Annotated in this window: 24 protein-coding genes; 13 read left to right on the top strand and 11 right to left on the bottom strand. The window is 64.4% G+C overall.

From position 1 onward, the window contains the following. Nucleotides 1–198: 198 nt before the first annotated feature. Nucleotides 199–2730, bottom strand: coding sequence for an NAD-dependent epimerase/dehydratase family protein (locus tag I6F36_RS13920; protein WP_225171593.1), 2532 nt, complete (start codon nt 2728–2730; stop codon nt 199–201). A gap of 401 nt (nt 2731–3131) precedes the next feature. After that, nucleotides 3132–4016, bottom strand: coding sequence for an amidohydrolase family protein (locus I6F36_RS13915; RefSeq protein ID WP_036021159.1), 885 nt, complete (start codon nt 4014–4016; stop codon nt 3132–3134). A gap of 342 nt (nt 4017–4358) precedes the next feature. Here I6F36_RS13915 and ykgO point away from each other — a divergent pair, with 342 nt between their 5' ends. The 3 genes from ykgO (at nt 4359) to I6F36_RS13900 (ending at nt 5625) form a co-directional block, all read left to right on the top strand. After that, nucleotides 4359–4484 (top strand): type B 50S ribosomal protein L36, encoded by a 126-nt coding sequence (ykgO, locus tag I6F36_RS13910; RefSeq protein WP_006611362.1) that lies wholly within the window; start codon nt 4359–4361, stop codon nt 4482–4484. Between the two features lie 120 nt (nt 4485–4604). Further along, on the top strand, nt 4605–5240 hold the full coding sequence (locus I6F36_RS13905; protein ID WP_057028269.1) for a tetratricopeptide repeat protein: 636 nt from the start codon (nt 4605–4607) through the stop codon (nt 5238–5240). A 124-nt stretch (nt 5241–5364) separates the two neighbouring features. Then, complete coding sequence (locus I6F36_RS13900) at nt 5365–5625, top strand: hypothetical protein (RefSeq protein WP_036021163.1); 261 nt, start codon at nt 5365–5367, stop codon at nt 5623–5625. 7 nt (nt 5626–5632) lie between these two features. On the opposite strand, the gene I6F36_RS13895 is transcribed toward I6F36_RS13900, so the two are convergent. Beyond that, nucleotides 5633–5815 (bottom strand): hypothetical protein, encoded by a 183-nt coding sequence (locus I6F36_RS13895; RefSeq protein WP_028180446.1) that lies wholly within the window; start codon nt 5813–5815, stop codon nt 5633–5635. A 328-nt stretch (nt 5816–6143) separates the two neighbouring features. Between I6F36_RS13895 and I6F36_RS13890 the strand changes: the two genes are divergently transcribed. Further along, nucleotides 6144–7100, top strand: coding sequence for an alpha/beta fold hydrolase (locus I6F36_RS13890; protein ID WP_036021165.1), 957 nt, complete (start codon nt 6144–6146; stop codon nt 7098–7100). Nucleotides 7101–7219: 119 nt separating this feature from the next. Here I6F36_RS13890 and cycA read toward each other — a convergent pair whose 3' ends face one another. Then, on the bottom strand, nt 7220–7615 hold the full coding sequence (cycA, locus tag I6F36_RS13885) for a cytochrome c-550 CycA (protein WP_035997470.1): 396 nt from the start codon (nt 7613–7615) through the stop codon (nt 7220–7222). Nucleotides 7616–7844: 229 nt separating this feature from the next. Between cycA and I6F36_RS13880 the strand changes: the two genes are divergently transcribed. Beyond that, nucleotides 7845–9338 (top strand): FAD-linked oxidase C-terminal domain-containing protein, encoded by a 1494-nt coding sequence (locus tag I6F36_RS13880; protein ID WP_225171592.1) that lies wholly within the window; start codon nt 7845–7847, stop codon nt 9336–9338. A gap of 75 nt (nt 9339–9413) precedes the next feature. On the opposite strand, the gene I6F36_RS13875 is transcribed toward I6F36_RS13880, so the two are convergent. Together I6F36_RS13875 and I6F36_RS13870 are read right to left on the bottom strand one after the other, a co-directional pair. After that, nucleotides 9414–10184 carry a hypothetical protein gene (locus I6F36_RS13875; RefSeq protein WP_225135423.1) on the bottom strand — a complete coding sequence of 257 codons (771 nt, stop codon included), beginning with the start codon at nt 10182–10184 and terminating at the stop codon, nt 9414–9416. Nucleotides 10185–10295: 111 nt separating this feature from the next. Further along, on the bottom strand, nt 10296–11873 hold the full coding sequence (locus I6F36_RS13870; RefSeq protein ID WP_225126535.1) for a sodium:proton antiporter: 1578 nt from the start codon (nt 11871–11873) through the stop codon (nt 10296–10298). Nucleotides 11874–11959: 86 nt separating this feature from the next. Between I6F36_RS13870 and I6F36_RS13865 the strand changes: the two genes are divergently transcribed. The 5 genes from I6F36_RS13865 (at nt 11960) to I6F36_RS13845 (ending at nt 18044) form a co-directional block, all read left to right on the top strand. Next, nucleotides 11960–12718: a tetratricopeptide repeat protein gene (locus I6F36_RS13865; RefSeq protein ID WP_109142345.1), complete on the top strand. Its 759-nt coding sequence runs from the start codon at nt 11960–11962 to the stop codon at nt 12716–12718. Between the two features lie 306 nt (nt 12719–13024). Continuing rightward, nucleotides 13025–14416 carry a tetratricopeptide repeat protein gene (locus I6F36_RS13860; protein ID WP_225126534.1) on the top strand — a complete coding sequence of 464 codons (1392 nt, stop codon included), beginning with the start codon at nt 13025–13027 and terminating at the stop codon, nt 14414–14416. A 349-nt stretch (nt 14417–14765) separates the two neighbouring features. After that, entirely contained in the window at nt 14766–16676 is a 1911-nt protein-coding gene (locus I6F36_RS13855) for a propionyl-CoA synthetase (protein ID WP_225126532.1), read from the top strand. 158 nt (nt 16677–16834) lie between these two features. Then, complete coding sequence (locus tag I6F36_RS13850) at nt 16835–17104, top strand: hypothetical protein (protein ID WP_225126530.1); 270 nt, start codon at nt 16835–16837, stop codon at nt 17102–17104. Between the two features lie 193 nt (nt 17105–17297). Continuing rightward, on the top strand, nt 17298–18044 hold the full coding sequence (locus tag I6F36_RS13845; RefSeq protein WP_225126527.1) for an OmpW family protein: 747 nt from the start codon (nt 17298–17300) through the stop codon (nt 18042–18044). 83 nt (nt 18045–18127) lie between these two features. On the opposite strand, the gene I6F36_RS13840 is transcribed toward I6F36_RS13845, so the two are convergent. Next, nucleotides 18128–18823: a DUF1013 domain-containing protein gene (locus I6F36_RS13840; RefSeq protein ID WP_035997500.1), complete on the bottom strand. Its 696-nt coding sequence runs from the start codon at nt 18821–18823 to the stop codon at nt 18128–18130. 263 nt (nt 18824–19086) lie between these two features. Between I6F36_RS13840 and ispH the strand changes: the two genes are divergently transcribed. From ispH to rnhA, 3 genes are read left to right on the top strand one after another with little or no spacing between them, the layout of a single operon-like run. Further along, nucleotides 19087–20055: a 4-hydroxy-3-methylbut-2-enyl diphosphate reductase gene (gene ispH, locus I6F36_RS13835; protein ID WP_036021214.1), complete on the top strand. Its 969-nt coding sequence runs from the start codon at nt 19087–19089 to the stop codon at nt 20053–20055. Nucleotides 20056–20061: 6 nt separating this feature from the next. Then, the gene (locus I6F36_RS13830; RefSeq protein ID WP_035997505.1) at nt 20062–21045 is read left to right on the top strand and encodes a homoserine kinase; all 984 of its coding nucleotides are present in this window, start codon (nt 20062–20064) and stop codon (nt 21043–21045) included. Further along, entirely contained in the window at nt 21042–21506 is a 465-nt protein-coding gene (gene rnhA, locus I6F36_RS13825) for a ribonuclease HI (protein ID WP_035997507.1), read from the top strand. The genes I6F36_RS13830 and rnhA overlap by 4 nt, the downstream gene beginning before the upstream one ends. 161 nt (nt 21507–21667) lie before the next feature. Here the strand turns inward: rnhA and I6F36_RS13820 are convergent, their stop codons facing one another. From I6F36_RS13820 to I6F36_RS13805, 4 genes are all read right to left on the bottom strand, one after another. After that, nucleotides 21668–22153, bottom strand: coding sequence for a peroxiredoxin (locus I6F36_RS13820; protein ID WP_028180275.1), 486 nt, complete (start codon nt 22151–22153; stop codon nt 21668–21670). Nucleotides 22154–22261: 108 nt separating this feature from the next. Next, nucleotides 22262–22816, bottom strand: a complete 555-nt coding sequence (locus I6F36_RS13815) for a DUF924 family protein (protein WP_036021216.1) — start codon at nt 22814–22816, stop codon at nt 22262–22264. A 15-nt stretch (nt 22817–22831) separates the two neighbouring features. After that, nucleotides 22832–24517 carry a long-chain fatty acid--CoA ligase gene (locus I6F36_RS13810; protein WP_036021219.1) on the bottom strand — a complete coding sequence of 562 codons (1686 nt, stop codon included), beginning with the start codon at nt 24515–24517 and terminating at the stop codon, nt 22832–22834. A gap of 190 nt (nt 24518–24707) precedes the next feature. Next, complete coding sequence (locus I6F36_RS13805) at nt 24708–26213, bottom strand: D-alanyl-D-alanine carboxypeptidase family protein (protein WP_074447682.1); 1506 nt, start codon at nt 26211–26213, stop codon at nt 24708–24710. Between the last annotated feature and the right edge of the window lie 40 nt (nt 26214–26253).

The following is a 26253-nucleotide window of genomic DNA, read 5'->3' as shown; positions in this document are numbered from 1 at the left end:
TCCTCTTGGGGATTGTCCCATTGCGGAAGCACCCTCTCCCGACTCGCTCCCGCAAGCCTGCGGGAGAGAGGGCACCTCTGTTGTTGCAGCGATCAAGCACTCGGCGAGCCATACGTGATGCCGCTGTCCGATCAGATGCGTCATGAGAAAGCTCCCCGCATCATCTTCGGTGGCGCCCACGCAGAGCCCGCCGTTGCGTCATACTATTGCGTGGTCCCATCCGCCGTAATGCGCGGCGCTACGGGTGCCGCGTGGCAGGCTCAGCCCGATGAGGAGGACACCGGTTGCAACGTTGGCTATCGTCGCGATTGTCGTGGCGCCGTCCAGGACAAAGGGGGAGATTGCCACCCATGCTCCGAGCGCGACGTTGGCGAACCGCGCGGCACGCGCCACCTCCGCCATCGCCGTAACGGCGACGAGGATGACAAGGCAGCCGGTGATATGGTCGCTGAAATAGAGGATCGGGCTCGTGCCGAAGGCAAGCGGCGTGATCATCAGCAGCATTCCAAGAAAAGAGCTCGCGACCAGCGTCCAGGGAAAATTGACGCCGCCGGTGACGATATCGCGCAGCAGGGCCGATAACGGGCGGTCGAGATCTGGCGTCGGCGCCTGCTTCTCGGAGAGCGCCGGGCCACCGCGCCAGAAAGTGCGCCAGAACGGCTGGCCCGCCTGCTTCGCGCTCCAAAGATACTGACAGCTCGCCAGTACCTCATCTATCGAATAGGGGATGAGCACTATCGTGATCGCGGCCTGGATGATGCAGAGCGTACACAGTGCACCGATCAAAGGGGGCTGGATAATGATGAAGCTGACGCTCACGAGCCCGAGCGGGATAACCAGTAGGCCGAACAGAATCACCATCCATGGCATTGTGCGCCAGCGGCGACGGTCGCCGATCGCGCCTGCCAGGGCATCTAGCGCGTAGGCGAAGGCGCCAAACCCGGCATCGGCGACCGGAAAGCCCTTCGAGACCCAGGAGGTCACCACCGCCTCGCTGCCATTGGCGACCGCTGCATCACCTGGGCCGAAGAAAGGATCCCACAACCCGTCGATATGACCGAGTTGATAGGCGGCGAGATAGCGCGAGACGAACAGGCCGACAAAGGCCAGAGCAATGATGTGGAGGCGCTGGCTGAATGTGGATGGCGAGTAGGTCCAGCCGAGGGGGCGATCATCGTCGGCGGCGAGGGCTTGGCGGCTGATGCCCGGTGTTGGAGGAACCATCACCGCGAGCGTCACGATCAGCATGCCAGCAAGCGTATCGGTGGCGTAGGCTCCAGCGCTCGTGGTCCAGAACACGAGAGGTGCGAACATGACCCATATGCCGACGGCAGCGGTGAGCCACTGCAACCAGCGCCAGCGCCGACGCATGCCGATGAGTGCGAACGCGACGACAAGAATGCCGGACACGATCTCGCTGATGCCGAGCCTGCCGTCACGTGTCCCGGGCGAAGCGATCTCATGTCCCAGCGCCGGTGGAATTGGCGCCGCGGATGGATCGAAGAGACCAAGCGTGACAGGCGAGGCGACGAGCCACAGTCCAATCGCTGCATTGGTCAGCGGCGCCCAGAGCGTGCGCGCCCGATGCCGTCCCGTCTCGGCCTCAACCTCATCTTTCGAAGGCTCCACCGATTGCCGCAGTCTCTCCGCGGCCTGGTCGAGCTCGGGTTCGGAAGCGGCGACCGTCGCAGGATGAAGTTTGTTCGTCTCGTACCAGTCCGTCGGGTCGACCTTAAGCCGCCGGATCATTTCGGGCAGCGTGGCGGTCAGACTGTGTCGGGGTTTCCACCCCAAGAGGCTCCTCGCTCGCGAAGTATCGATCTCATAATGGTCGTCGGCATTCTCGATCATCCACGACTTGATGTCGGTATCCTGATCGAGAACCTTCTCCTGCATCCAAGTGCCGAGCTTCGTCATCTCTTTCGGGAGGGACATCGTCCGCCATCTCTCCCCATGCACAAGCTGGCCAATCCGCCTCTGCATCTCGTCGTAACTCGGCGTTTCCTCTTCGCCAATGAGCAGTGTCGTTTCATCAGCAAGATCATTGCGTCGATCGACCACGCGTACCACGGCCTCGACGAGGTCGTTCTTGTGGAGATAGGGCTGGCCAGTGGTGATGTCGCCGGTGAAGAGATAAGCGGTCGGCAAGCGCTCGAAGATGCGGGCGATCTGCTGCGCGATGAATGCCGCACGGCAATCCTCGTCATAGACACCTGCAAGCCTCAGGATCGCGACCTTGATGTTGCCATGCTCGTTCAGGATCAGGGTCTCGGTCTTCGCCTTTGACTGCGGATAGGCCCAAGCTGGTTCGATCGGCGAATCTTCATCGATCTTTCTTCCCTTTGCTGAGCTAGGAGCATGCACGAGCAGCGTGCTCGAGAAGACGAACTGCTTCGTGTCGAATGCCTGAAGGGCCGCCAGCAGTCGGCGCGTTCCCTGAACGGTCACGGCATCGTATCTCGGGTTGTCTTCGCCGGTCGTGTCGTAATAGGCGGCAAGGTGAATGACCGAGGCGATCCGACCGCCTGTTCGCGCACGAACCTGGTCCAGCGCCTTCGCCACGATTGCATCCGAGGTGAGGTCGATCTCAATTGTCTCGATGCCGGACAACGGCTTCTTAGGGCGGCTGACATCGAGGCCGATGACCTGGTAACGATCCATCAAGCCGCGCGCGATCGCCTGGCCGAGAAAGCCGCTGCTGCCGGTGATCAGGACGGTGGGGCGAGACATGGCATTCGCTGCTCAACGTGTCTTAGCGAACGACCCGGGTACCCGAAAGTTTCCCTCCAACCTGCTTTTGCGTCCTGGATCGCCGGAGTATCACGCGCCCCATCCACCTACTTCGACGCCGCTGGTGAGCAGCCCAAGCTTGAATCGGGTGGAATCACACAACGTCGTGAGGTCGATGTGGACCGCGGCCCGGCCGCCAGCCTGAAAGAACTGTGGGTACGATGTCGGTCGCTCTGACGTACCCAGAGGATCCGGAGCAGGCGGCGCGCGTCGTGTTCGAGGTACTCTACGCGCCGTCCGAATCCGGACCAGATATGGAAGGATATGCTAGGCTACGCCAGCCGAGATGTGTACCCCGTGGCCAAACCTAGTTGCATGCCGGTTTCATGGAAGCGGATAGTCTAGATTCCCAGCAGCTTGCGCGCGTTCGCCTTCAGTACCTTCGGCCGGATCTCGTCGCGAATCTCGATCTTGGCGAAATCCGACAGCCAGCGGTCCGGCGTGATCACCGGCCAGTCCGAGCCGAACAGCATCTTGTCCTGCAGAATCGAGTTGATGTAGCGCACCAAGATCGGTGGGAAATACTTTGGCGACCAGCCCGAGAGATCGATGTAGACGTTCGGCTTGTGGGTCGCGACCGACAGCGCCTCTTCCTGCCAGGGGAAGGAGGGGTGGGCGAGGATGATCTTGAGGTCGGGGAAATCGGCCGCGACGTCGTCCATGTACATCGGGTTGGAATATTTCAGCCGCATGCCCATGCCGCCGGGCATGCCGGAGCCGACGCCGGTCTGGCCGGTGTGGAACAGCGCGATCGCGCCGCCATTGTTGATCTCCTCATAGAGCGGATAGGCCATGCGGTCGTTGGCGTAGAAGCCCTGCATGGTCGGGTGGAATTTGAAGCCGCGCACGCCGTATTCCTCGATCAGCTTGCGTGCCTCGCGGGCCCCGAGCTTGCCCTTGTGCGGGTCGATCGAGACGAAGGGGATGAGCACGTCGAGATGCTCGGAGGCGATCTCCAGCATCTCCTCGTTCTTGTAGCGGCGGAAGCCGGTCTCGCGCTCGGCATCGACCGGGAAGATCACCGCGGCGATGTTCTTGGAGCGGTAATAGGCCGCGGTCTCCGGCACGGTCGGCGGATGCTTGTGCGGCGACTTGAAATACTCCGCCATCTGCGCCTGGAAATCGTCATAGCCGTCGTCGGGATGGGTGCCGCAGGGCTCCTCGGCATGGGTGTGGATGTCGATGGCGACGACTTTGTCGATATCAGGCAGCTTCAGCTTCGGCATGGGTGTCCTCCCGACGGGTTGCCGAATTGATTATAGGATATAACGAATTTGGCAAGGCGCTGGTGGCGGCGAAAGCGCAGGCGGCAAAAGTCTTTGCCGGGCCTGACCTCCAATGCGCCGGATCGGGCCGATCCGGCCGCTTCTACTGTGCATGGGGTTGTTTTCGCGATTTTGCTCGTTGGGAGCCGGGCAGTTAACATTGACATGACCTCCCGCCATGCCTTAAGAACCGCTCCGTCCCGGGCGGTCGGTCCGCCAGCGGGAAAAATCTCATTTTGCCACATTCGCGCGTGCCGAAACGGTAGTGCCGAACACGGCCTTTCGAACGTTCAGGATTCTGCCATGAAGGTCCGTAACTCGCTGAAATCGCTGCGCGGTCGCCATCGCGCCAACCGCCTGGTCCGCCGCAAGGGCCGGGTCTATGTGATCAACAAGGTGCAGCGCCGCTTCAAGGCGCGCCAGGGCTGATCTGAGCGGCTGATCACGCCCTGCCGGGCGCCTTCGCGCGCTCCGCAAGATCACGGTCTCACACGAGTTTGACGCCGCCTTTGCTTTGCAAGGGTGGCTTTGCGCGTTTAGACTTCCACCATGGCAGTGAGATTTCGTTTCGCGCGCACCCTGTGTCTGGCCCTCGTGCTGGGAACCGCCGGCCTTGCGCCGGCCGCCCTGGCCCAGCAGGTCGAGCCGCCCGGCAAGCAGAAGAAACTGCCCGAGGCGCCGTCGAAGCTGCCGAAGGTCGACCGCAGCAAGAATCTCGATTTCCTGTTCGGCGCGCTGAAGGCGGCGCCCGACGAGGCTAGCGCCAAGCATGTCGAGGCGCGGATCTGGGCGATCTGGCTGCAGACCCCGAGCGACACCGCCGCGCTCCTGATGTCGCGCGCCAAGACCGCCGTCGATGCGAAGAAGATCGACGTCGCGATCAAGCTCCTGGATTCGATCATCAAGCTCAGGCCCGATTACATCGAAGCCTGGAACCGGCGTGCGACGCTCTATTACATGCAGAACGATTATGGCCGCTCGCTCGCGGACATTCAGCAAGTGCTGATCCGAGAGCCCCGCCATTTCGGCGCGCTCGCCGGCCTCGGCATGATCATGCAGGAGGTCGGGGACGAGAGGCGCGCGCTCGAGGCCTACCGCAAGGCGCTCGCCGTCAATCCGCACCTGGAAAAGATCCCCGACCAGGTCAAGGCGCTGACCGAGAAGGTCGAAGGCCGCGACATCTAGCTACAACTCGATCATTTCTTGAGCGATCGCGGCCGGCGCGGATTAACCACGATCCGAGCCGGGGCGTTGCAAGGACTATTGCGGGGCCTGTTGCAGGCCTACCTGCATGGCAGGAGCGAAAGCCATGAAGCATTTGATGGTCGCAGCGACGTTGCTGCTCGCGTCGGGGACGGTGAGCTTCGCCGACGGACTGTTCTGGGTGGTCGGCAACCGTGCCACCGGCAAATGCGCCATCGTGACCAGCAATCCAGTCATCATTGGCGACATCTGGTTCGGCGACGGTCCCTACAAGTCCAAGGCCGATGCCAAGCTTGCGCGTTCGACGATTCGCGTCTGTCCCCCGGTCACGCCCGAGGAAGAAAAGCAGGAGGAGGGGGCGAACTAGGCTGCGCTTAATGCAGCACGCTGCTGCCGCGCTCGACCAGGCCGCGGTCGGCGGCTGCGGCGTAGGCCTTTGCCAGCTCGGTCTCGAGATGCTCGTTGATCAGGAGCAGCGCCCGCACCGCACCGCGCAGGTCGCCGTTGCAGCTCGCGACGATTTCGTCGATTGCAGTATCGTTCGATCTGAAGCTCATCGAAATTCTCCGGTTCAAACCAGGACAATCCTGCCGGTCTTTCCCGCATCCCCCTGATGTTGCGGGGAGGATCGGCGCCCACCCGCGCCTAGATGGCGGAACCGACCATGGCGATTATATGGAAGCTGCGATGACGCCCGCATGAAGCTGGTCCGAAGCTTGCGTGCGGCTTAGAATGGCTCTGATTTCATTGAGTTTTCTCGATCAGCAATTATGCACATATCCACAGCCCCAGCATTTTTGGTGGAAGCGCGCACCGCCGGCGGCGAAACTGCCGGCCGAGCAGACCCGTAACTGCCCCGTGCCCAGGATCACCCGGATTCTCTCCATGATCGTGATGTCAGTCGTGACGGCGCTGGTCCTGCTGGCGCTGCTCACGCAGGCCGGAATCGTCGCCGTGCAGCGGGCCTTTCCGCCGCAGGGGCGCATGGTCGAGGTCGAGGGCGCCGCGCTTCACGTCGTCGAGATCGGCCCGCGCGAGGCCGCCCCGCCGATCGTGATGCTTCACGGCGCGAGCTCCAACCTCGAAGCGATGCGGCGGCCGCTCGGCGATCTCCTCGCCCGGGATCATCGCGTGATTCTGATCGACCGCCCCGGCCATGGCTGGAGCACGCGCGCAAGCCGGCAGGATTCGACGCCGCAGATTCAGGCGCGCATGATCGACGAGGCGCTCGGCAAGCTCGGGATCGATCGCGCGGTCTTCGTGGTGCATTCCTGGAGCGGCGCCCTCGGCGCGCGGATCGCGCTCGATCACCCGCGCCGCGTGGCAGGTCTCGTGATGCTCGCGCCCGTCACGCATCCCTGGCGCGGCGGTGTCGGGCGCTACAACGAGATCATCGCAACGCCCGTGATCGGCCCGCTGCTCGCCTACACCATCACGCTGCCGCTCGGCTATTTCATCACCGAAGCCGGGGCCCGCAACGTGTTCCTGCCGCAGATCATGCCGGATGGTTTCGTGCAGGACTCCGCGACACCGCTCTTACTGCGCCCGCGCGAGTTCATCGCCAATGCCTATGATCTGGTGACGCTGAAGGAGTCGGTCGCCGCGCAAGTCGCGCGCTATGGCGCGATTACGGCGCCTGTTACGATCATCGCCGGCGAGCCCGACAAGACGGTGAGAACCAATATCCACGCGCGTCCGTTCGCCGCGGCTGTGTCGAATGCAAAGCTGATCGTGCTGCCCGATCTCGGCCACATGGTGCAGAACGCCGTGCCGGATCTCGTGAAGGCGGAGATCGAGACGATGATCGGAAACATCGCCCCGGCGCAGGCGGTCGCCGACTAAAGCGTTTTTCGAGCGAAGTGGAAACCGGTTCGCGCGAAGAAACGCGTCAGAACAAGAAAGCCAGAGCTTCGATTCCGATCCGATCAGAACCGAAGCTCTAGCGTCCGCCTCGTGCGCGCTTACTGCTTGATCTTCCCGTCCTTGTCGTATTGGGCAAGGAAGGCCCAGAGATTGTTGATCTCGGTCTCGTTCTTGATGCCGGCGAACGCCATCTTGGTGCCGGGGATCTTGGCCTTGGGATCCTTGATGTATTCCTTGAACGTGGCCTCGTCCCAGGTGATGCCGGAATTCTTGTTGGCGTCCGTGTAGCTATAGCCCTCAACCGCGCCCGACTTGCGGCCGTTGAGGCCGTTGAGCTCCGGGCCAACCTTGTTCTTAGCGCCTTCGCCGATCGCGTGGCAGGCCAGGCACTTGTTGAACGATGTCTTGCCGGCCGCGACATCCTGCGCCATCGCGGCGGGTGCGGTGGCAATGACGGTGAGGATTGTCACCGCGCCGAAAGTCAGTTTTGTCATAAGTGTGCTCTTCGTCTCTTCCCGGGTCAGATGGAGGGTCGTGGTTTTGGCAGGTCCGGTGCAAGTGGACAAGCCGCGAAACTCTGACAGGTTTCCTGCTAGCAGACTTGCCCCAGAGAGAACTTGCGCTGCAACAAAGCAATGCGACCTTCGGAGGACCTACCCAAAGTCCGCAAGACGTGATTGATTTGCCGAGATAATTCCATCCGTCGGACGAAGGCTTCTTAAAATGGCCATCATGATGCCCGCAAGCGACCAGGCCGTGCTGGCGCGTCGCAGCGAAATCGTCGCCGCCTTGCGCGCAATCGTGCCGGGCGAGGGCGTGATCGACAGCCTCGCCGAGATGCGGGCCTATGAATCCGACGGGCTGACCGCCTATCGGCAGCCGCCGATGGTCGTGGTGCTGCCCGATACGACCGAGCAGGTCTCGCTCGTCCTGAAATATTGTGCGGCGCAGAACATCAAGGTGGTGCCGCGCGGCTCCGGCACTTCGCTGTCCGGCGGCGCGCTGCCGCTCGAGGACGGCGTGCTGCTCGGCCTCGGCAAGTTCAAGCGCATCCGCGAGATCGATTTCGACAACCGCGTCGTCGTCACCGAGCCCGGCGTCACCAACCTCGCAATCAGCCAGGCGGTCGCCCATGCCGGCTTCTATTACGCGCCCGATCCGTCCTCGCAGATCGCCTGCTCGATCGGCGGCAACGTGGCGGAAAATTCCGGCGGCGTGCACTGCTTGAAATACGGCATGACCACCAACAACGTGCTCGGCTGCGAGATCGTGCTGATGAGCGGCGAGATCCTGCGCATCGGCGGCAAGGGCTGCGAGAATCCCGGCTATGACCTGATGGGCGTCATCACCGGTTCGGAAGGCCTGCTCGGCGTCATCACGGAGATCACGGTGCGCATCCTGCAGAAGCCGGAAACGGCGCGGGCGCTGATGGTCGGCTTTGCGCAAGTCGAGGCGGCCGGCGAATGCGTGGCCCGCATCATCGGCGCCGGCATCATCCCCGGCGGCATGGAGATGATGGACAAGCCCGCGATCCACGCCGCGGAGGCCTTCGTCCATGCCGGCTACCCGCTCGATGTCGAAGCGCTGCTCATCATCGAGCTCGACGGGCCCAAGATCGAGGTCGACGAGCTGATCACGCGTGTCGAGACCATCGCGAGAGGCTGCGGCTCGGTGACGCTGCAGATCTCCAATTCCGAGGCCGAGCGCAACCTGTTCTGGGCCGGCCGCAAGGCCGCGTTCCCCGCCGTGGGCCGCATCTCGCCCGATTATCTCTGCATGGACGGCACCATTCCGCGCGGCGCGCTGCCGAAGGCGCTGGCGCGCATCCGCGAGCTCTCGGAAAAGTACCAGCTCGGCTGCGCCAACGTGTTCCATGCCGGCGACGGCAATCTGCACCCCCTGATCCTCTACGATGCCAACAAGCCCGGCGAGATCGAACGCGCCGAAGCCTTCGGCGCCGATATCCTGCGCGCCTGCGTCGAGTTCGGCGGCGTGCTCACCGGCGAGCACGGCGTCGGCATCGAGAAGCGCGACCTCATGCCCGACATGTTCAGCGAGATCGACCTCAACCAGCAGCAGCGCCTGAAATGCGCCTTCGATGCGCAGGGCCTGCTCAATCCCGGAAAAGTATTTCCGACCCTGCACCGCTGCGCCGAGCTCGGCCGCATGCACGTCCACGCGGGCAAGCTGGCGTTCCCGGATTTGCCGCGGTTCTAGGCTCCACCGTGACGGGTGCAACCTCTCCCAGCATGACGGATTTGATGCTCGGGACGACAGCGGCGTGTTGGTCGCCTACTGCGCCAGCGCCAGGATGCCGCCGGCAAATGCGTGCCACGCCGCCGTTTCGCTGACCGGCCAGTTGAGCACCTTCACCGCCAGAAGCGCGAGCGTGCCCGTGATGTATACCGGATGCACGCGGCCCTCGGCGCGCCAGTCGCGCACCATGGCGACGACAAGCAGAATGGAGGCGACCACAGCAGGCGCGATCGTCACGGGCACCGGCGGCGGGCCGGGCGGTCCTGATGGTGCGAGGAAGGTCAGGAACCAGCGCGCGATCGCGGCGTCGAGGATCGAGACCGCCGCGAGCAGCATCAGGCGCTTGTGAACCTCGAGCCTGCGCGCGTTCATGATGGCGAGCGCGAACACCACGGCAAAGAATGCGATGCCGCTCAGCGGCACGATCGAGAAGGCGATGCCTGCATCGGCCTGTCCGAGCGCCGCGGCGTTCTTCATCGAGGTCACGGACGCGAAGAAGCCAGAAATGACCATCGCGGTCGCAAGCGAGACGCCGACAATGCCGAACGAGCGGTGATTGACCACGCGGCCGGAGGCCGCGAGCCAGGTCTGGAGCACGAAATAAAGCGACCAGGTGAAGAACAAGAGTCCGTGAAAATGGATCACCGGGCTTGCGGACAATGTCCGGTGAGCGAGCGGCACCCAATAGGTCGGTGCGAAGCCGAGAAAGGCAGTGGCGGCGCAGGCGAGCGCCATGTGGAGATAAAAATATCGTGCAGGCGACGCATCACGCGCGCGTACACGACGGTCGTCAATCAGGGTCGTCATCAGGGGTGAGTCTGGAGAGGCGGGGTTTGGTTCAAGCTGCGGGATGCTGCGTGTGACTCGGCGCACATTGCAGAGCGCCCAAACTCTTGTCGGGACGACAGCGGAGAGACATCATCCGCCGGCGCTCAATTCTGCGCGATCGAGCTCCTCCTCGAGCCGATGAAACGCATCGTCGCCGATCACCTCGGTGGCGCGCAGGTCGAAGATCGCCTTGCGCGCGGCCTCGATAGCGCGGCGGCGCAGGGGATCGGCGGGCAGTTCGCCGTTGCTGATGCCGCCGTTGGGATCGGTCTCGGCCTGCATCAGGATGGCGCGATATTCGAGCCGCAGGATTTCCCCCTCCTCCGACGGATCGCTCTCGATCGCATCGAGCGCGGCGCGATAGGCCACGGCGCGGCCGCGGGCGACCTCGATGCCGACGGGATCGTCGTCCTTGAGGTTGAAAGCGAGGATCAGCGGCCGCAGCGTCAGGCCCTGGATCACCAGCGATCCCAGCACCACCGCAAACGCGATGAAGACGATGAAGTCACGATAGGGAAAGTTTTCCGGCAGGGCAAAGGCGGTGGCGAGCGTGACGAGGCCGCGCATGCCGCACCAGGAGATGATGAGCCCGCCCTTGGGCGAGGCCACCTGCTGCGGATCCTTGGGATGATAGAGCCCCTGCGCGATCAGCACCCGCAGGCTCGTGCGATAGAACGTCACCCAGAACAGGCGTACCAGGATCACCGTAAGCAGGATCCAGGCGGCGGCCACGCAATATTCCCAGCGCACGTCCGCATCCAGCCGCGTCCAGATCGGCCGCATCTGCATGCCGATCAGCATGAAGGCGAGCACGTTGAGCACGAACACGGTCGTCTCCCACACCGCATAGGACGGCACCCGCAGCCGCGCCGGGATGCGCGCCGGTGCGGTGCGCGCGACCGTGATGGCGTAGACCACGATGGTGAGGATGCCGGAGAGACCGAGATGCTCGGCGGCGATCCAGACCATGAAGGTGGTGGCGAACTGCACGATGATGGCGCTCGGCGCCTCCGTCACCCGCTCCATGAACAGCGGAATGATGCGGCCTGCGGCCAGACCAGCGATGACGCTGCCGACCAGCGCCAGCGCCATGGTCGGGGCGACCTGGCTCCAGGTCAGATGCTCGGTGGCGACCGCGCCGACGGCGATGCGATAGATCAGCAGCGCGCTGGCATCGTTGAGCAGGCTTTCGCCCTCCAGCACCTTGACCATGCGGTGGGGCAGCTTGACCTGGCTCAGGATCGCAACCGCAGCGGCCGCATCCGGCGGCGCCACGATGGCGCCGAGCGCGACCGCGGCGGCCCAGGGCATGTCGGGCATCAGCCGGTGCGCGACATAGGCCACGGCGGCCGTGGTGAGGCCGACCGCAGCCACCACCAGGGTCGAGACCGGAACCCAGTTCTTGCGAAGGTCGCGCAGCGACGTGTCGAAGGCGGCATCGAGCAGGACCGGCGCGACAAAAAGGGCAAGGGCGAGGTCCGGCTCCAGCGTCCAGGACGGGCTCGACGGCACGAAGGCGATCAGCGCGCCGCCGATGGCGAGAAAGGTCGGGTAGGGCACCTTGATCCGCCGCGCCAGCGCCGATAAGCCAACCGCGCCGAGCAGCAACACAATGATCCATTCGAATGTCGACACGATGATCCCCGAAGCCGATTTCAGCGGCGCCACAAGCTAGCACCAATCCGGCCGTATGATGGATAGTGCGGCTTCAAGGCAAGAGCTTAACATCGACGACAAGGCTTCGACTGCAACGCATGCGTTTTCTCATTCAGCTGATCGGCGCCGGACTGCTCTATGCGCTATCGTTCGCCCCGGCCGATGCCGCGACCGGCGGCGAGCCGGTGGCTGTGACGCAGGTCGATGTCGCGCCCTGCCTCGCCGCGGCCGCAGCCGATGACATGGACAAGGCCGCCACTGCCTGCGCCGAAGTGATCGACAACGAGAAGACGACGAAGGCCGATCTGATCAAGGCTCTGATCGCGCGCGGTGCGCTCTATGCGCGGCACAATCAGGTGGACCATGCCATCGCCGACGACAGCCGTGCTCTTCTGCTCGATCCCGGCCTTGCCGACGTCTTCAATGCGCGCGGCGAACTCTGGCTGAAGAAGGGTGACAAGCCGAAGGCGGTGCAGGATTTCGGCGCAGCGCTCAGGATCGATCCGAACCACGAGAAGGCCAAAGCCAATCACAAGGCGATGGCGCGCGAGATCGAGCGGATCGGCGCGCAGATGGCGGTCGCCGGCAAGCCCAGCTTCAATTGCGGGCGAGCGCGTCGGGCGGTGGAACGGGCGATCTGCGGCAATCGCGAGCTCGCCGATCTCGATCGCGAGGTCTTTGCCTCCAATGCCCGTGCGATCCGGGAGGCGCGCAATGCGGCCGAGGCCAAAGCGCTCCAGCGCGAGCAGGTCGAGTTCATCGCGCGCCGCAATGCCGATTTCGGCCGGCCGGGATACGACCTGAAGAAGGCGATGCAGCAGCGCTTGCAGCGGCTGAACGGTGTGGATGGATATTGAGATTTTCGCCTCTCCCCGCAAGCGGCAGGGCAATCGCATTTGAATATTGCAGGGGTCGTCATGCCCGGGCTTGTCCCGGGCATCCACGTTCTTTGTGCCCTGTGAAAAGGCGTGGATGGCCGGGACGAGCCCGGCCATGACGCTGTGGAGACAGCCGGTGCCCATAGCCACATCTCATATGCGATAGTCCTGCCCAAGCAGGGCGAGGGAGAGCCGGCAGCGCTCCGTCCCTCCCAGGCCCGGTTTGAACCCATCGCTTGCCAGCTGCGACAACGGTGAGAACCCGACGTCACGGAGCCCTATGTCATGTGCGGCACTCACGCCTCCGCGCAAGCGCTTTCGCCTGCCAAAATCTCGCTTCGCGCCCTCTTTCTCGGCGCGGCCATGAGTTTCGTTCTCGCGGCTCCCGCCGCGGCGAGCACCGAGTGCGTGCTGGGAAGCAAGGCCGCCCCGGTTGAGTTGATCTCCGCGTGCAGCGCCATCATCGACCAGACCGCCAATTCGGCCGCCGAACGCAGCGCGGCCCTCGTCGTCCGCGCCGAAGCCAATGCGCAGACCCTTGGAGGCCAGTCACAGGCGCTGCGGGATCTCGACCGCGCCATCGCGCTCGACGGCAAGAACGCGAAGGCCTGGCGCGTGCGCGGCGATCTCCTGCGCGAGGCCGGCGGCGACCTCAATCGGGCCGCGGCGGATCTGACCAAGGCGATCGAGCTCGACCCTCAGGATGCCGAAGCTTACGAGCTGCGCGGCGTCGTCTACACCAATCAGCGCCGCCTCGACCGCGCGCTCGCCGATTACGACCAGGCGATCAAGCTGAAGCCGGACGATGCGCAAGCCTGGTCCGACCGCGGTGTGGCCTATTATCTCGGCGGCGACAACGAGAAGGCGATCAGAAATTTCGACGAGGCGCTGCGGCTCGATCCCGACCGCGCGCGCACCTACACCAATCGCGGCGCGGCCTACAAGAAGCTCGGCCAGCTCGACAAGGCGGTCGCCGACGACGGCGAGGCGATCAGGCTCGACCCGAAGGTGCCGGAATATTACGACAACCGCGGCCTGACCTATGCTGCGATGGGCGAGTACGACAAGGCGATTGCCGATTACGACCAGGCGATCCGGCGGGAGCAGCGCGCCAACTTCCTGACAAACCGCGGCGACTCCTACCAGTTCAAAGGCGAGCTCGGGGCGGCGCTGAGCGACTACGAGGCTGCGCTGAAGCTCGATCCGAATTTCGCCAAGACCTACAACAACCGCGCGGTGCTCTACAAGAAGATGGGCGAGCGCAAGAAGGCGCTTGCCGATTATGAGACGGCGCTGAAGCTGGATCCCGGCAACGAGAATGCAGCGAACGGCCGCCGCAGCATGATTGCCGAGATCGCCAGGTTCGGCGCGGCGTCGCCGGGCCCAATGCATGCGCGCTCGGCCGACGATAGCGGTCCGTCCTTCAAGTGCGCGACCGCCAAGCGCGAGGTCGAGAAAGTGATCTGCGCCGATCCGCAGCTCGGCGTGCTCGACCGTCAGATCGCCGAGACCTATGAACGCGTGCTGAGGGCTTCCAAAGGACGTTCCGCTAGCGACCTGCGCAAGACCCAGCGCGAGTTCCTCACGACGCGCAATGCGAGCTTCCGCCGCCCCGGATACGATCTGAAGAAGATCATGCAGGACCGCTTGCAGCGGCTGAACGCGATGGAGAGCTGAGAGGCGAAGGAGCTGAAGCCTTGCGGCTGGTTCCGTAACCTCTCCCGCCTGCGGGAGAGGTCGACGCGCTCGGAGAGCGCGGCGGGTGAGGGCTCTCTCCTCTTGGGGACCTCATGGATCTTGCACGATCCCAACGCGGAGACACCCCCACCCCAACGAGGGAGCCGACTGCCGATGCCGCGCAAGCTTCACACCTCTCCGCCAAAAACCCATCCTTTTCACCTTGAACCGCGGCCCGTTCCCGGGAAAATGGGCTCCAACAAGGCCGGCAATTGATCCTGGTCATGGCGGGGCGCCTGTCCTGCCACGAGGTTCAAGCCAGGTGAATCAAGGGAACGGGAGCGCGGGAATGAATATCCAGGGCAAAAGCAGCTATCATGAAGTCCATGCGCGCTCGCTGGCCGATCCCGAGGGCTTCTGGGCCGAGGCGGCGAAGGAGATCGACTGGATCGAGCCTGCGACGAAGGTCTTCGATCCCTCGCAAGGAACCTACGGCCGCTGGTTTGCCGGCGGCGTCGTCAACACCTGCTACAACGCCCTCGACCGCCACGTCGAGCGCGGCCGCGCCGACCAGGTCGCGCTGATCCATGATTCGCCGCTGACGGGCTCGGTCACCAAGCTCACCTATGCCGAACTGCTGAACGAGGTCCGGGCGCTCGCCGCAATCATGCAGGATTTCGGCGTCGCCAAAGGCGATCGTGTCATCCTCTATATGCCGATGGTGCCGGAGGCGGTGGTCGCGATGCTCGCCTGCGCGCGGCTCGGTGCGGTGCACTCGGTGGTGTTCGGCGGCTTTGCCGCGAAGGAGCTTGCCACCCGCATCGACGATGCGCAGCCCAAGCTGATCCTGTCCGCTAGCTGCGGCATCGAGCCCGGCCGCATCGTGCAGTACAAGCCGCTGCTCGACGAGGCGATCAAGCTTGCCAGCAGCAAGCCGAAGGCCTGCATCGTGCTGCAGCGTCCGCAGCTCACCTGCGAGATGACGCCGAGCCGCGATTACGACTGGGCCAGCCTGCGCCGCAAGGCGCTGAACGACGGCAAGCGCGCGGCTTGCGTGCCTGTCGCCGCGACAGACCCGCTCTACATCCTCTATACCTCGGGCACAACAGGCGTGCCGAAGGGCGTCGTGCGCGACAATGGCGGGCATCTCGTCGCGGTGAAATGGTCGATGTTCAACCTCTATGGCGTCAAGCCGGGCGAGGTCTGGTGGTGCGGCTCCGACATCGGCTGGGTGGTCGGCCACAGCTACATCGTCTACGGCCCGCTGCTGCATGGCGCGACCACGATCATGTACGAGGGCAAGCCGGTCGGCACGCCCGACGCCGGCGCGTTCTGGCGCGTGATCTCCGAGCACAAGGCGGTGGCCTTCTTCACCGCGCCGACGGCCTTCCGCGCCATCCGCAAGGAAGACCCGGAAGGGAAATTCATCCGGCAGTACGACCTCTCGAAATTCCGTACCCTGTTCCTCGCCGGCGAGCGCGCCGATCCGCCGACCGTGGAATGGGCGGAGCAGCAGCTGAAGGTACCGGTGATCGACCATTGGTGGCAGACCGAGACCGGCTGGTGCATCGCCGGCAATCCGGTCGGCCTCGGCATGCTGCCGGTGAAGCACGGCTCGCCGACGGTGCCGATGCCGGGCTATCAGGTCGATGTCGTCGACGAAGCGGCAAAGCCGGTCGGCCCCAACACCATGGGCTCGATCGTCATCAGGCTGCCGATGCCGCCGGGCTGCCTGCCGACGCTGTGGAATCAGGACGCGCGCTTCAAGGAGGCTTACCTGAGCGAATTCCCCGGCTATTACAAAACCTCCGACGCCGGCTACAAGGACGAGGACGGCTATATCTTCGTGATGGGCCGCACCGACGACATCATCAACGTCGCCGGGCATCGCCTCTCCACCGGCGGCATGGAGGAGATCCTGGCCTCGCATCCCGATGTCGCCGAATGCGCCGTGCTCGGCGTCAAGGACGCGATCAAGGGCGAGGTGCCCTGCGGCTTCCTGGTGCTGAAAGCGGGCGTGAAGCGCCCGCCGGCCGAGATCGAGAAGGAGATCGTCGCGCTGGTGCGCGACAAGCTCGGCCCGGTCGCCGCGTTCAAGCTCGCCATCACCGTCGGCCGCCTGCCCAAGACGCGCTCCGGAAAGATTCTGCGCGGCACCATCAAGAAGATCGCCGACGGAGAATCCTGGACCATGCCGGCGACGATCGAGGATCCCAAGGCACTCGAGGAGATCGGCGAGGCGCTGAAGGGACGGATGTGAGGCGAAGCGTCATCCCGGGGCGGGAAGGGCGTTGCTTCACCGCTCTCCACTGTCATCGCCCGCCTGTGCGGGGAACGACAGCGAGCGTGGAACGGCGTCCAGGGACTTACAATCTCCGCATTCCGCGCTAAACAGGGCCGGCCGATAGGGGACCTCGTATGCCACTTGCCGCCGCGCCACGCCTGCTGACCGCCTTAGCTCTCGCCGTCGCTCTCTCCGCCTGCTCGGCGCGCTACCAGAATCCGGTGGCGGCGGGCGGCGATGATGACGACGCCGTCTGCCAGAGCCGCGGCTATGCGCAGGGCTCGCCGGAATACGTAGCCTGCCGCAAGGACCGCGACGTCCAGCGCAACGCGGCCACCGCGCGCGCCGACCGCCGCCAGCGCGATCTCGGCGAGTACATGCTGAACAACCCCGTGCGCCCGTGATGTGAGCTGCGGCACTATGCTGCCGCGCCACCCGCTTCGCATTCGCGGTTTCCGTGACACATCTGCAACGCCGGGGGCCAAATCGCGTCGCGATAGTCCTGGTTTGATCGGCATCAAATCCTTCACCATCCTCTTTCTGCTCTGACGCTGATGTCGCGCAACGACGCGTCGACATGGTTGAAGGGGATTGAAAATGGATGGAACGATAAGAAACTTGGCGCGGGTCGCGACGCTCGGCGCGATGCTCGTGGGCACTTTTGCATCAGTGCAGGCGGCAGATCTGCCGGTCTACAAGAAGGCGCCGGTGCCGGTGGAGGCGTTCAATCCGTGGATGATCCGCCTGCGGGTGCTCGGCGTATTGCCGGATGCGGGCGGGAGCACCGTCAATGTCGCGGGCGTGCCTTCGCTGTCGTCGCCGAATTCAGGCCTGTCGATCAGCGACCAGGTCGTCCCCGAGCTCGACATCAGCTATTTCTTCACCAAGAACATCGCTGCCGAATTGATCCTGGGCGTGACCAGGCATTCGATCAGCGGCACCGGCTCGCTCGCGAATCTGCCGATCGGCAAGACCACGCTGCTGCCGCCGACGCTGACGCTGCAATATCACTTCGACCAGTTCGGCGCGTTCAAGCCGTATGTCGGCGCGGGCGTGAACTACACCGTGTTCTTCAACAATTCCGCGGCCAATGCGCCTTCCGCGATCGCCGGTCCGCCCGCGATCGTCGCCACCACCACCAACCTGCACGTCAGCAACGCCTGGGGCGGCGCCGTCCAGTTCGGCTTCGACTACATGATCGACCGGCACTGGGGTCTCAATGTCGACGTCAAGAAGCTCTGGCTGCGCCCGAACTACAGCGCCATCGTCTCCGGCCTGCCGGTCACCGGCACCGCGCATATCGATCCGTGGCTGGTCGGCGCGGGTGTGACCTACAAGTTCTGACCTGAAGCCCAGCTCGGGCGTACAAACAAAACGCGGCAGGTTTTCCTGCCGCGTTCGCGTTGATGGTGGATGAACGGGAGGAATTACTCCTCCTCGTCCTCGTGCTTCTTGCCGCCGAGCGTCTTCAGCTTGGCAAACACGGCGTCGACGTTGAGGTCGTCGCTGGACTTCTCCGCGGGCTCGTACTCGTCCTTGCGGGTGGTCTCGGAGGCCGGCAGCAGGGTGGCGCCGCCATAGGCTGCGTCGATCGGCTTCTCCTTCGCCGCGCGCTGCACCTCGAAATCGAGCTCGATCTGCGAGCACAGGCCGAGCGTGACCGGGTCGATCGGGGTCAGCGCCGAGGTGTTCCAGTGGGTACGGTCGCGCACGCTCGCGATCGTGCTCTTGGTGGTGCCGACCAGGCGCATGATCTGGGCGTCCTTGAGCTCCGCATGGTTGCGCAGCAGCCAGAGGATGGCGCTCGGGCGCTCATGGCGGCGCGAGACCGGGGTATAACGCGGGCCCTTGCGCTTGGGCTGGGGCGGCAGCACCACCTTGCTCTCCTGGAGGCGGAGCCGGTAGTCCGGGTTCTTCTCGCCCTTCTCGATTTCCTCGCGGGTCAGCTGGCCATTGGAGAGGGGATCCATGCCCTTGATGCCCTGGGCGGCGTCGCCGTCGGCGATGGCACGCACCTCGAGGGGATGCATCTTGGTGAAATCGGCGACCTGGTCGAAGGTCAGCGCGGTGTTGTCGAGCAGCCAAACGGCGGTCGCCTTGGGCATCAGAGGTGCGTTGCTCATGGCAAATCTCCTTTGTGCTTCGCCCACCCCTCTGGAGGCGAAACCGGTGGTCATCAGCGATGACAGGGAATTCGCGCTATATAAGCCCGGAGGGGGTAGCCATGCAATGGTTCTGCTATAGATAGTGCCTTGACACCGCCCGAAAGGGGGCCCAATTCCCTTTGAACCGCTGTAAGGTTCAAGCCGACAGTTTTAAGCCAAATTCCCATCCATCGACCGCCCCGGCAGAACGCGATCGGGTGATTCGGTCCCGAGATCGCTCAATGTCAGCCAAACCAGACCTCAAGATCGTGCTTTGTTCTCCCCGCGGCTTCTGTGCCGGGGTGGTCCGGGCGATCGACACCGTGGAACGGGCGCTCGATAAGTACGGCGCCCCCGTCTATGTTCGCCACGAGATTGTGCACAACAAGTACGTCGTCGATGGGTTGAAGAAGAAGGGCGCCATCTTCGTCGAGGAGCTCGCCGAAATCCCCGAGAATACCACCGCCCCGGTGGTGTTCTCGGCCCATGGCGTACCGAAATCGGTTCCGGCCGACGCCCAGTCCCGCAACCTGTTCTCGCTGGATGCGACTTGCCCGCTGGTGACCAAGGTGCATCGCGAGGCCGCGATCCATTTCAAGCGCGGCCGCGAGATCTTCCTGATCGGCCATTCCCACCATCCCGAGGTAGTCGGTACGCTCGGCCAGCTGCCGCCCGGCGCAGTGACCCTGATCGAGACCGCCGAGGATGCCAAGACCATCACGCCGAAGGACCCCAACAACCTCGCCTTCGTGACGCAGACCACGCTGTCGATCGACGACACCGCGGAGATCGTCGCGCTGCTCAAGGAACGCTTCCCCAACATCAACGGGCCGCACAAGGAAGACATCTGCTACGCCACCACCAACCGCCAGCTCGCGGTGAAGAAGGTGGCGCCGGTGGTGGACGCGCTCATCGTGGTCGGTGCTCCCAACTCGTCGAACTCGCAGCGCCTGCGCGAGGTTGCCGAGCGCGAGGGCTGCAAGATCGCGGTGCTGGCGCAGCGCGCCGCGGACCTCGACTGGACCAGGTTCGGCAACATCAAGAGCCTTGGCATCACCGCTGGCGCGTCCGCGCCTGAGGTGATCGTCGAGGAGATCATGGACGCCTTCGCCGAGCGCTACACGCTGCACGTGGAGACGGTCTCGGCCGCGGAAGAGAACGAGTTCTTCCCGTTGCCGCGTCAGGTGCGCCCCGAAGCTGCCGCCGAGTAGACCTTGATGGCGGTCTACACCGACGTCGCCGCCGACGAGCTTGCGGATTTCCTGAAGCAATACGATCTCGGCGAATTGCTCTCCTACAAGGGCATCGCCGAGGGCGTCGAAAATTCCAACTTCCTGCTGCACACAAGCAAAGGCTCGTTCATCCTCACGCTGTACGAAAAGCGCGTGGCAAGGAACGATCTGCCGTTCTTTCTCGCGCTGATGACGCATCTGGCCGAGCACGGCGTCAATTGTCCGCTGCCTGTGAAGGCAAGAGACGGCGAGGCGCTGCGCGAGCTAGCAGGCCGGCCCGCAGCGATCATCACCTTCCTCGAAGGCGTCTGGCCGCGCAAGCCGAACGCGACCCATTGCGCCGGGGTCGGCGAGGGGCTGGCGAAGATGCATCTGGCAGGCGCGAATTTTGCGATCAAGCGCACCAATGCGCTCTCGGTTTCCGGCTGGCGGCCGCTGTTCGACGCAGCTTCAAGCCGCGCCGACGAGGTGCAGCCCGGTCTGCGCGATTTTCTTGCCGCCGAACTTGATTATCTCTCGAGCGGCGTCTGGCCGAGCAACCTGCCCGAAGGCGTGATCCACGCCGACCTTTTCAACGACAACGTCTTTTTCCTCGGCGACAAGCTCTCGGGGATCATCGACTTCACCTTCGCCTGCAACGACATGCTGGCCTATGACGTCGCGATCTGCCTCAACGCCTGGTGCTTCGAGCCGGATCATTCCTTCAACGTCACCAAGGCGCGTGCCTTCCTCAACGCCTATGGCCGGGTGCGCAAGCTGAGCGAAGCCGAAGAGGCCGCGCTGCCGCTGCTGGCGCGGGGCGCGGCGATCCGCTTCCTGCTGACGCGGCTGGTCGACTGGCTCAACGTGCCCGCAGGCGCGCTGGTCAAGCCGAAGGATCCGCTCGAGTATGTCCGCAAGCTGCGCTTCCATCAGAGCGTGACGAGCGTGCGCGATTATGGGCTGATGCCGTCGGGGCTGGTGGCGTGAGCGAGCTACCCAATGTCACGATCTATACCGACGGCGCCTGCTCCGGAAATCCCGGGCCGGGCGGCTGGGGCGCGATCCTGAAGTTCGGCGACAAGGAGAAAGAGCTGAACGGCGGCCAGCCGCACACCACCAACAACCAGATGGAATTGATGGCGGCGATTTCGGCGCTCGAAGCGCTGAAGCGGCCGTGCACGGTCGACCTCTACACCGACAGCCAGTATGTCCGGCAGGGCATCACCGGCTGGATCTTCGGCTGGAAGCGCAACGGCTGGCGCACCGCCGACAAGAAGCCGGTGAAGAATGTCGAGCTATGGCAGCGCCTCGACGCAGCGCTGAAGCAGCACGAGGTCCGCTGGCACTGGGTCAAGGGCCACGCCGGCCACCCCGAGAACGAGCGCGCCGACCAGCTGGCGCGCGACGGCATCGTCATGGCGCGGTTGCAGCAGCGGGTGAGGGAGTAGGGGGCGCCATCGTCGCCTCATTCACCACTGTCATCGCCCGGCTTGACCGGGCGATCCAGTACTCCGATACGTTTCTGATTCAACCGAGAAGCCTCGGCGTACTGGATGCCCCGCCTTCGCGGGGCATGACAGCGTCATGTGTGGCTAAGACCGGTGGCGCCTCACAGCTGCCCGAGCAGCGTATCGCCGCCGGAGACCTCGACCTTGCCGGGCATCGCCTCGAGGTTCAGCTTCTTGACCACGCCGTCCTCGATCAGCATCGAATAGCGCTTGGAGCGGATGCCGAGGCCGTTGGCGGAGGCGTCCAGCTCCATGCCGATCGCCTTGGTGAAGTCGGCATTGCCGTCGGCGAGGAAGACGGCCTCGTCGCGCTGGTCGGTGTCGCGCTTCCAGGCGTTCATGACGAAGGCGTCGTTGACGGAGACGATGGCGATGGTGTCGACACCCTTGTCCTTCATGGCATAGGCGTTGAGGAAGATGCTCGGCAGATGCATCTTGTGGCAGGTGCCGGTATAGGCGCCGGGGACCGCGAACAGCGCCACCTTCTTGCCCTTGAAGATGTCGTCGGTGGTCTTCACCTGCGGGCCTTCCGCCGTCATCACGCGGAATTTCGCCTCGGGCAGCTTGTCGCCAATCTGGATCGCCATCGTCACTCTCCCTGAAAATCGGTCCCGCTTTTTAGACCGGGCGGCGGGCCTGCACAATATTGCCAGTGGCGGAAGCGGCGAGGATGGCGGCCGTTCACCGTGATGTCATCAGCCGGCAAAACCGCCGCCGTCGAGGAAGGCCTGCTCCTCCTCGGTGGTGTCGCGGCCGAGGAGACGGTTGCGGTGGGGAAAGCGGCCGAACCGCGCGATGATATCGGCGTGGTCGCGCGCGTATTTCAGGCTTTCGGTATTGTCGGTGTTTCGAAACAGCGCGACGCAATGCAACTGGTCGGCCAGGTGCTCGGAATGCATGAAGGGCAAATAGAGGAATTCCAGCAGGAGGGGATCGACCCTGCGATCGACGCCGCGCGCGATGGCGCGGCGGGCGACGTCGCGCGCCTGTGCGTCGCTGGCAAAGGCCTGCGGCGTGCCGCGAAACATGTTGCGGGGAAACTGGTCGAGCACGATGACGAGTGCCAGCACGCCGTCGTCGCTTGTCTCCCATGAGGCAAGCTCGCCGGCGGCTGCCTTCTGCCACAGCGAGAGAAAGCGGCGTCGTATCTCCGCATCGAAATCATCGCTGCGCTCGTACCAGCGTTGGCGCCCGGCCTCTCGCCAGAAGGCGAGAACGCCTGATGGCGTGATGTCGCGGGCGTCAGCCATGAATGGAGGCGCGCCTTACGCCGCCTCCGCCTTCTTCTCGTCGCGCAGCTGCCGACGCAGGATCTTGCCGACATTGGTCTTCGGCAGGTCATTGCGGAATTCGACGTGCTTGGGCACCTTGTAGCCGGTGAGCTGGTCGTGACAGAACTTGATCACGGCATCCGCCGTGAGGTTCGGATCCTTCTTCACCACGAAGGCCTTCACCGCTTCGCCCGACTTGGAATCGGGGATGCCGATCACGGCGCATTCGAGCACGCCTGGATGGCTCGCGATGACTTCCTCGACCTCGTTCGGATAGACGTTGAAGCCGGAGACCAGGATCATGTCCTTCTTGCGGTCGACGATCTTGATATAGCCCTTCTCGTCCATCACGCCGATGTCGCCGGTGCGGAAATAGCCGTCCGCGGTCATCACCTTGGCGGTCTCTTCCGGCCTGTTCCAGTAGCCCGACATCACCTGCGGGCCCTTGGCGCAGATCTCGCCCGCCTGGCCGAGCGGGACCTCGTTGCCCTCGTCGTCCCGGATCGAGATGTAAGTCGACGGCACGGGGATGCCGATCGAGCCGGCGAACTCGGTCGCAGTCGGCGGATTGCAGGTCAGGACAGGCGACGTCTCCGACAGGCCGTAGCCCTCGGCGATGCTGCAGCCCGTGATGTTCTTCCATTGCTCGGCAACGGGGCGCTGCACCGCCATGCCGCCGCCGTTCGAGATCTTCAGCTTGGAGAAGTCGAGCTTCTTGAAGTCGGGATGGTTCATCAAGGCGTTGTAGAGCGTGTTCACGGCCGGGAAGGTGTTGACCTGGTATTTCGCCAGCTCCTTGATAAAGCCGGGTATGTCGCGCGGGTTCGGGATCAGCAGGTTGCAGCCGCCGGCGCGCACAGCCAGCAGATAACAGGCCGTCAGCGCGAAGATGTGATAGAGCGGCAGCGCGCAGACGATCATGAGCTGCTCGACATGCGGCGGCGAAGCGAGCGCCGGCTGCAGCCAGGCATCGTTCTGCAAGACGTTGGCCACGATGTTGCGATGAAGCAACGTGGCGCCCTTGGAGACGCCGGTGGTGCCGCCGGTATATTGCAGGAAGGCGACGTCACCGGGCGACAGCTTCGGCTTGTTGAACGTCATGCCACGGCCGGCGGACAGCGCGTCGTTGAAGGAGACCGAGCCCGGCAACGACCAGGCCGGTACCATCTTTTTGACCCGGCGGACGACGAGGTTGACGATCACGCCCTTGAAGCCGAGCAGGTCGCCCATGCTGGCGACGATGACGTGCTTCACCTGCGTCTTCGCGATCACCTGCTCGACGGTGTGGGCGAAGTTCTCCAGCACGATGATCGCTTCGGCGCCCGAATCCTTCAGCTGGTGCTCGAGCTCGCGCGGCGTATAGAGCGGGTTGACGTTGACCACCGCGAAACCGGCGCGCAGCACGGCGGCCGTCGCGACCGGGTATTGCAGCACGTTCGGCATCATGATGGCGATACGCGCGCCACGCTGCAGCCCGCGGCCCTGCAAGTAGGCGGCAAGCGCGACCGACATCTGGTCGAGGTCGCGATAGCTGATCGACTTGTCCATGCAGATGAATGCCTTGCGGTCGGCGAACTTGGTGAAGCTCTCCTCCAGCAGGTCGACCAGCGATGCGTATTGCGTCGGCTCGATATCGGCAGGCACGCCGGGCGGATATTGCTTGAGCCAGATGCGCTCCATGGAAGACTCCCCTCATTGACCAGGGCCCGTTGTTCTCGGGCTTGCCTCGTTGTCGCCAGTATCCAGCTTGCCGGAACGGGTGGCAAGCCGTCGTGGCTTAGGGCAAAGGTCGGGCCGTCGCTACTGGAATCGTCGCAAAACGGTGCTGCCGCAGGTGCGAAGCGGGGCTGCGGTTTAGTGCAGAGCGGCGTTAACTGTTGTTGGCCGGTTTGGCCGCGGCGGGAGGCTTCGTCGCGGCGGGGGTCGTCGCTGCCTTGGGCTTGGCGGGCTTCGCCGCCTGATCGCCGCCGGCCGAAGGCTTCTCGGCGGGCTTCGCCACCGCATCCGGCTTGGTCGCGGCATGCTTGGCGCCAGCCGGCTTGGTTGCGGCCGGTTGGGGCGTGGCCGGCTTGGCCGCCTTGCCGTCAGTCGGCTTGGCATCCGGCTTGGCCGCCGCGGTCTTGGTGTCCTTGGGCTTATCGGCCGGCTTGTCGGCGGCGTCTGGCTTCTTGGCGACGCGCGGCTTCTTGGCGCGCGGCTTGGACGCGGCCTGCTGGTCGGCATCGGCTGCCACAGCGGCAATCAGGGCGGTGCCGGTGCGGGTCGGGCCGGTATAGACCAGCACGGGCTCGGTCGGAGCCGCAGCCGAGGCCATCAGCTCGGAAGCTTTCATCAGCGGCGGCTGCAGGCCTGCCGTGAAGAAGGTGAACTGGGCCGCGCCGCCGGTGGCGGAGCCCGATCCGGTCGCGCCGCCACTGGCCGCAATCAGCGCATCGTCGTCGTCGCTGGCCGGCCGCTTGCGGTTGGGTCCGCACATCTCGTCGCGCAGGTTCGGCGGCGTGGCATCGACCGGCACGAGATTGTCGACCGTGCCGAGCGAGGGGCGCAGCCAGGTGAGGTTGTCCGGAGCGAAGCCACGCTCCAGCAGCTGCGCCGCCTTCACCGCGCGTGCCGTGCCGGAGTTTGCACCGAGCACCACCGCGATCAGCCGGCGGCCGTTGCGCGTGGCCGAGGCGACGAGGTTGTAGCCGGAGGCGCAGATGAAGCCGGTCTTGAACCCGTCGGCGCCGGGATAGCGGCCGATCAGCTTGTTGAAATTGCCGGTGACGCGCTTGCCGAAGCGGATCGCCGGGATATGCATGTAGTACTCGTATTCCGGCAGGTCGCGCAGGAAAGACCGCGCCAAGATGCCGAGGTCGCGCGCAGAGGTGATCTGGCCTTCGGCGGGCAGGCCGTTTGGATTGACATAGCTCGTCTGCGCCATGCCGAGCTTCCTCGCGGTGTCGTTCATCACCGCGGAGAAGCCGTCGACCGAGCCGCTGACGCCTTCGGCGAGCACCACGGCCATGTCGTTCGCCGACTTGACCATCATCATCTTCAGCGCGTTGTCGACGGTGACTTGGGTTCCCGGGCGGAACCCCATCTTCGATGGCGATTGCGAGGCCGCGGTCGGCGACACCGTGAGCAGCGTGTCAAGCGTCAGCCTGCCGTCCTTGACCGCCTTCAGCGTCACATAGGCGGTCATGATCTTGGTGACGGAGGCCGGGTACCAGGGAAGGGTCGCGTTTTCGGCCTGCAGCACCTTGCCGCTATCGGCCTCGATCAGCAGGAGCGCTTCGGCGCTCGCCGTGCGCGGCGCGAGCATCGCGGCACAGGCGAGCGTCGCAGCGAACAGGTTGAACAGGGATTTGCGAAGCAGCGGGCGAAGGGCGTGCACTATCCGATTCCGGTCCTTGGAGATCCGCCTGATACGGCCG

The organism is Bradyrhizobium sp. BRP19 (genome assembly GCF_020194195.1).
In the GTDB taxonomy this organism is placed as follows: domain Bacteria; phylum Pseudomonadota; class Alphaproteobacteria; order Rhizobiales; family Xanthobacteraceae; genus Bradyrhizobium; species Bradyrhizobium yuanmingense.
This window is presented reverse-complemented; position numbering and strand designations above follow the sequence as displayed.

What these genes read in the sequence shown, in the direction of transcription:
- I6F36_RS13920 (WP_225171593.1), bottom strand. Translation starts at nt 2,730, where the DNA reads ATGTCTCGCCCCACCGTCCTGATCACCGGCAGCAGCGGCTTTCTCGGC.
- I6F36_RS13915 (WP_036021159.1), bottom strand. Translation starts at nt 4,016, where the DNA reads ATGCCGAAGCTGAAGCTGCCTGATATCGACAAAGTCGTCGCCATCGAC.
- ykgO (WP_006611362.1), top strand. Translation starts at nt 4,359, where the DNA reads ATGAAGGTCCGTAACTCGCTGAAATCGCTGCGCGGTCGCCATCGCGCC.
- I6F36_RS13905 (WP_057028269.1), top strand. Translation starts at nt 4,605, where the DNA reads ATGGCAGTGAGATTTCGTTTCGCGCGCACCCTGTGTCTGGCCCTCGTG.
- I6F36_RS13900 (WP_036021163.1), top strand. Translation starts at nt 5,365, where the DNA reads ATGAAGCATTTGATGGTCGCAGCGACGTTGCTGCTCGCGTCGGGGACG.
- I6F36_RS13895 (WP_028180446.1), bottom strand. Translation starts at nt 5,815, where the DNA reads ATGAGCTTCAGATCGAACGATACTGCAATCGACGAAATCGTCGCGAGC.
- I6F36_RS13890 (WP_036021165.1), top strand. Translation starts at nt 6,144, where the DNA reads ATGATCGTGATGTCAGTCGTGACGGCGCTGGTCCTGCTGGCGCTGCTC.
- cycA (WP_035997470.1), bottom strand. Translation starts at nt 7,615, where the DNA reads ATGACAAAACTGACTTTCGGCGCGGTGACAATCCTCACCGTCATTGCC.
- I6F36_RS13880 (WP_225171592.1), top strand. Translation starts at nt 7,845, where the DNA reads ATGGCCATCATGATGCCCGCAAGCGACCAGGCCGTGCTGGCGCGTCGC.
- I6F36_RS13875 (WP_225135423.1), bottom strand. Translation starts at nt 10,184, where the DNA reads ATGACGACCCTGATTGACGACCGTCGTGTACGCGCGCGTGATGCGTCG.
- I6F36_RS13865 (WP_109142345.1), top strand. Translation starts at nt 11,960, where the DNA reads ATGCGTTTTCTCATTCAGCTGATCGGCGCCGGACTGCTCTATGCGCTA.
- I6F36_RS13860 (WP_225126534.1), top strand. Translation starts at nt 13,025, where the DNA reads ATGTGCGGCACTCACGCCTCCGCGCAAGCGCTTTCGCCTGCCAAAATC.
- I6F36_RS13855 (WP_225126532.1), top strand. Translation starts at nt 14,766, where the DNA reads ATGAATATCCAGGGCAAAAGCAGCTATCATGAAGTCCATGCGCGCTCG.
- I6F36_RS13850 (WP_225126530.1), top strand. Translation starts at nt 16,835, where the DNA reads ATGCCACTTGCCGCCGCGCCACGCCTGCTGACCGCCTTAGCTCTCGCC.
- I6F36_RS13845 (WP_225126527.1), top strand. Translation starts at nt 17,298, where the DNA reads ATGGATGGAACGATAAGAAACTTGGCGCGGGTCGCGACGCTCGGCGCG.
- I6F36_RS13840 (WP_035997500.1), bottom strand. Translation starts at nt 18,823, where the DNA reads ATGAGCAACGCACCTCTGATGCCCAAGGCGACCGCCGTTTGGCTGCTC.
- ispH (WP_036021214.1), top strand. Translation starts at nt 19,087, where the DNA reads ATGTCAGCCAAACCAGACCTCAAGATCGTGCTTTGTTCTCCCCGCGGC.
- I6F36_RS13830 (WP_035997505.1), top strand. Translation starts at nt 20,062, where the DNA reads ATGGCGGTCTACACCGACGTCGCCGCCGACGAGCTTGCGGATTTCCTG.
- I6F36_RS13820 (WP_028180275.1), bottom strand. Translation starts at nt 22,153, where the DNA reads ATGGCGATCCAGATTGGCGACAAGCTGCCCGAGGCGAAATTCCGCGTG.
- I6F36_RS13815 (WP_036021216.1), bottom strand. Translation starts at nt 22,816, where the DNA reads ATGGCTGACGCCCGCGACATCACGCCATCAGGCGTTCTCGCCTTCTGG.
- I6F36_RS13810 (WP_036021219.1), bottom strand. Translation starts at nt 24,517, where the DNA reads ATGGAGCGCATCTGGCTCAAGCAATATCCGCCCGGCGTGCCTGCCGAT.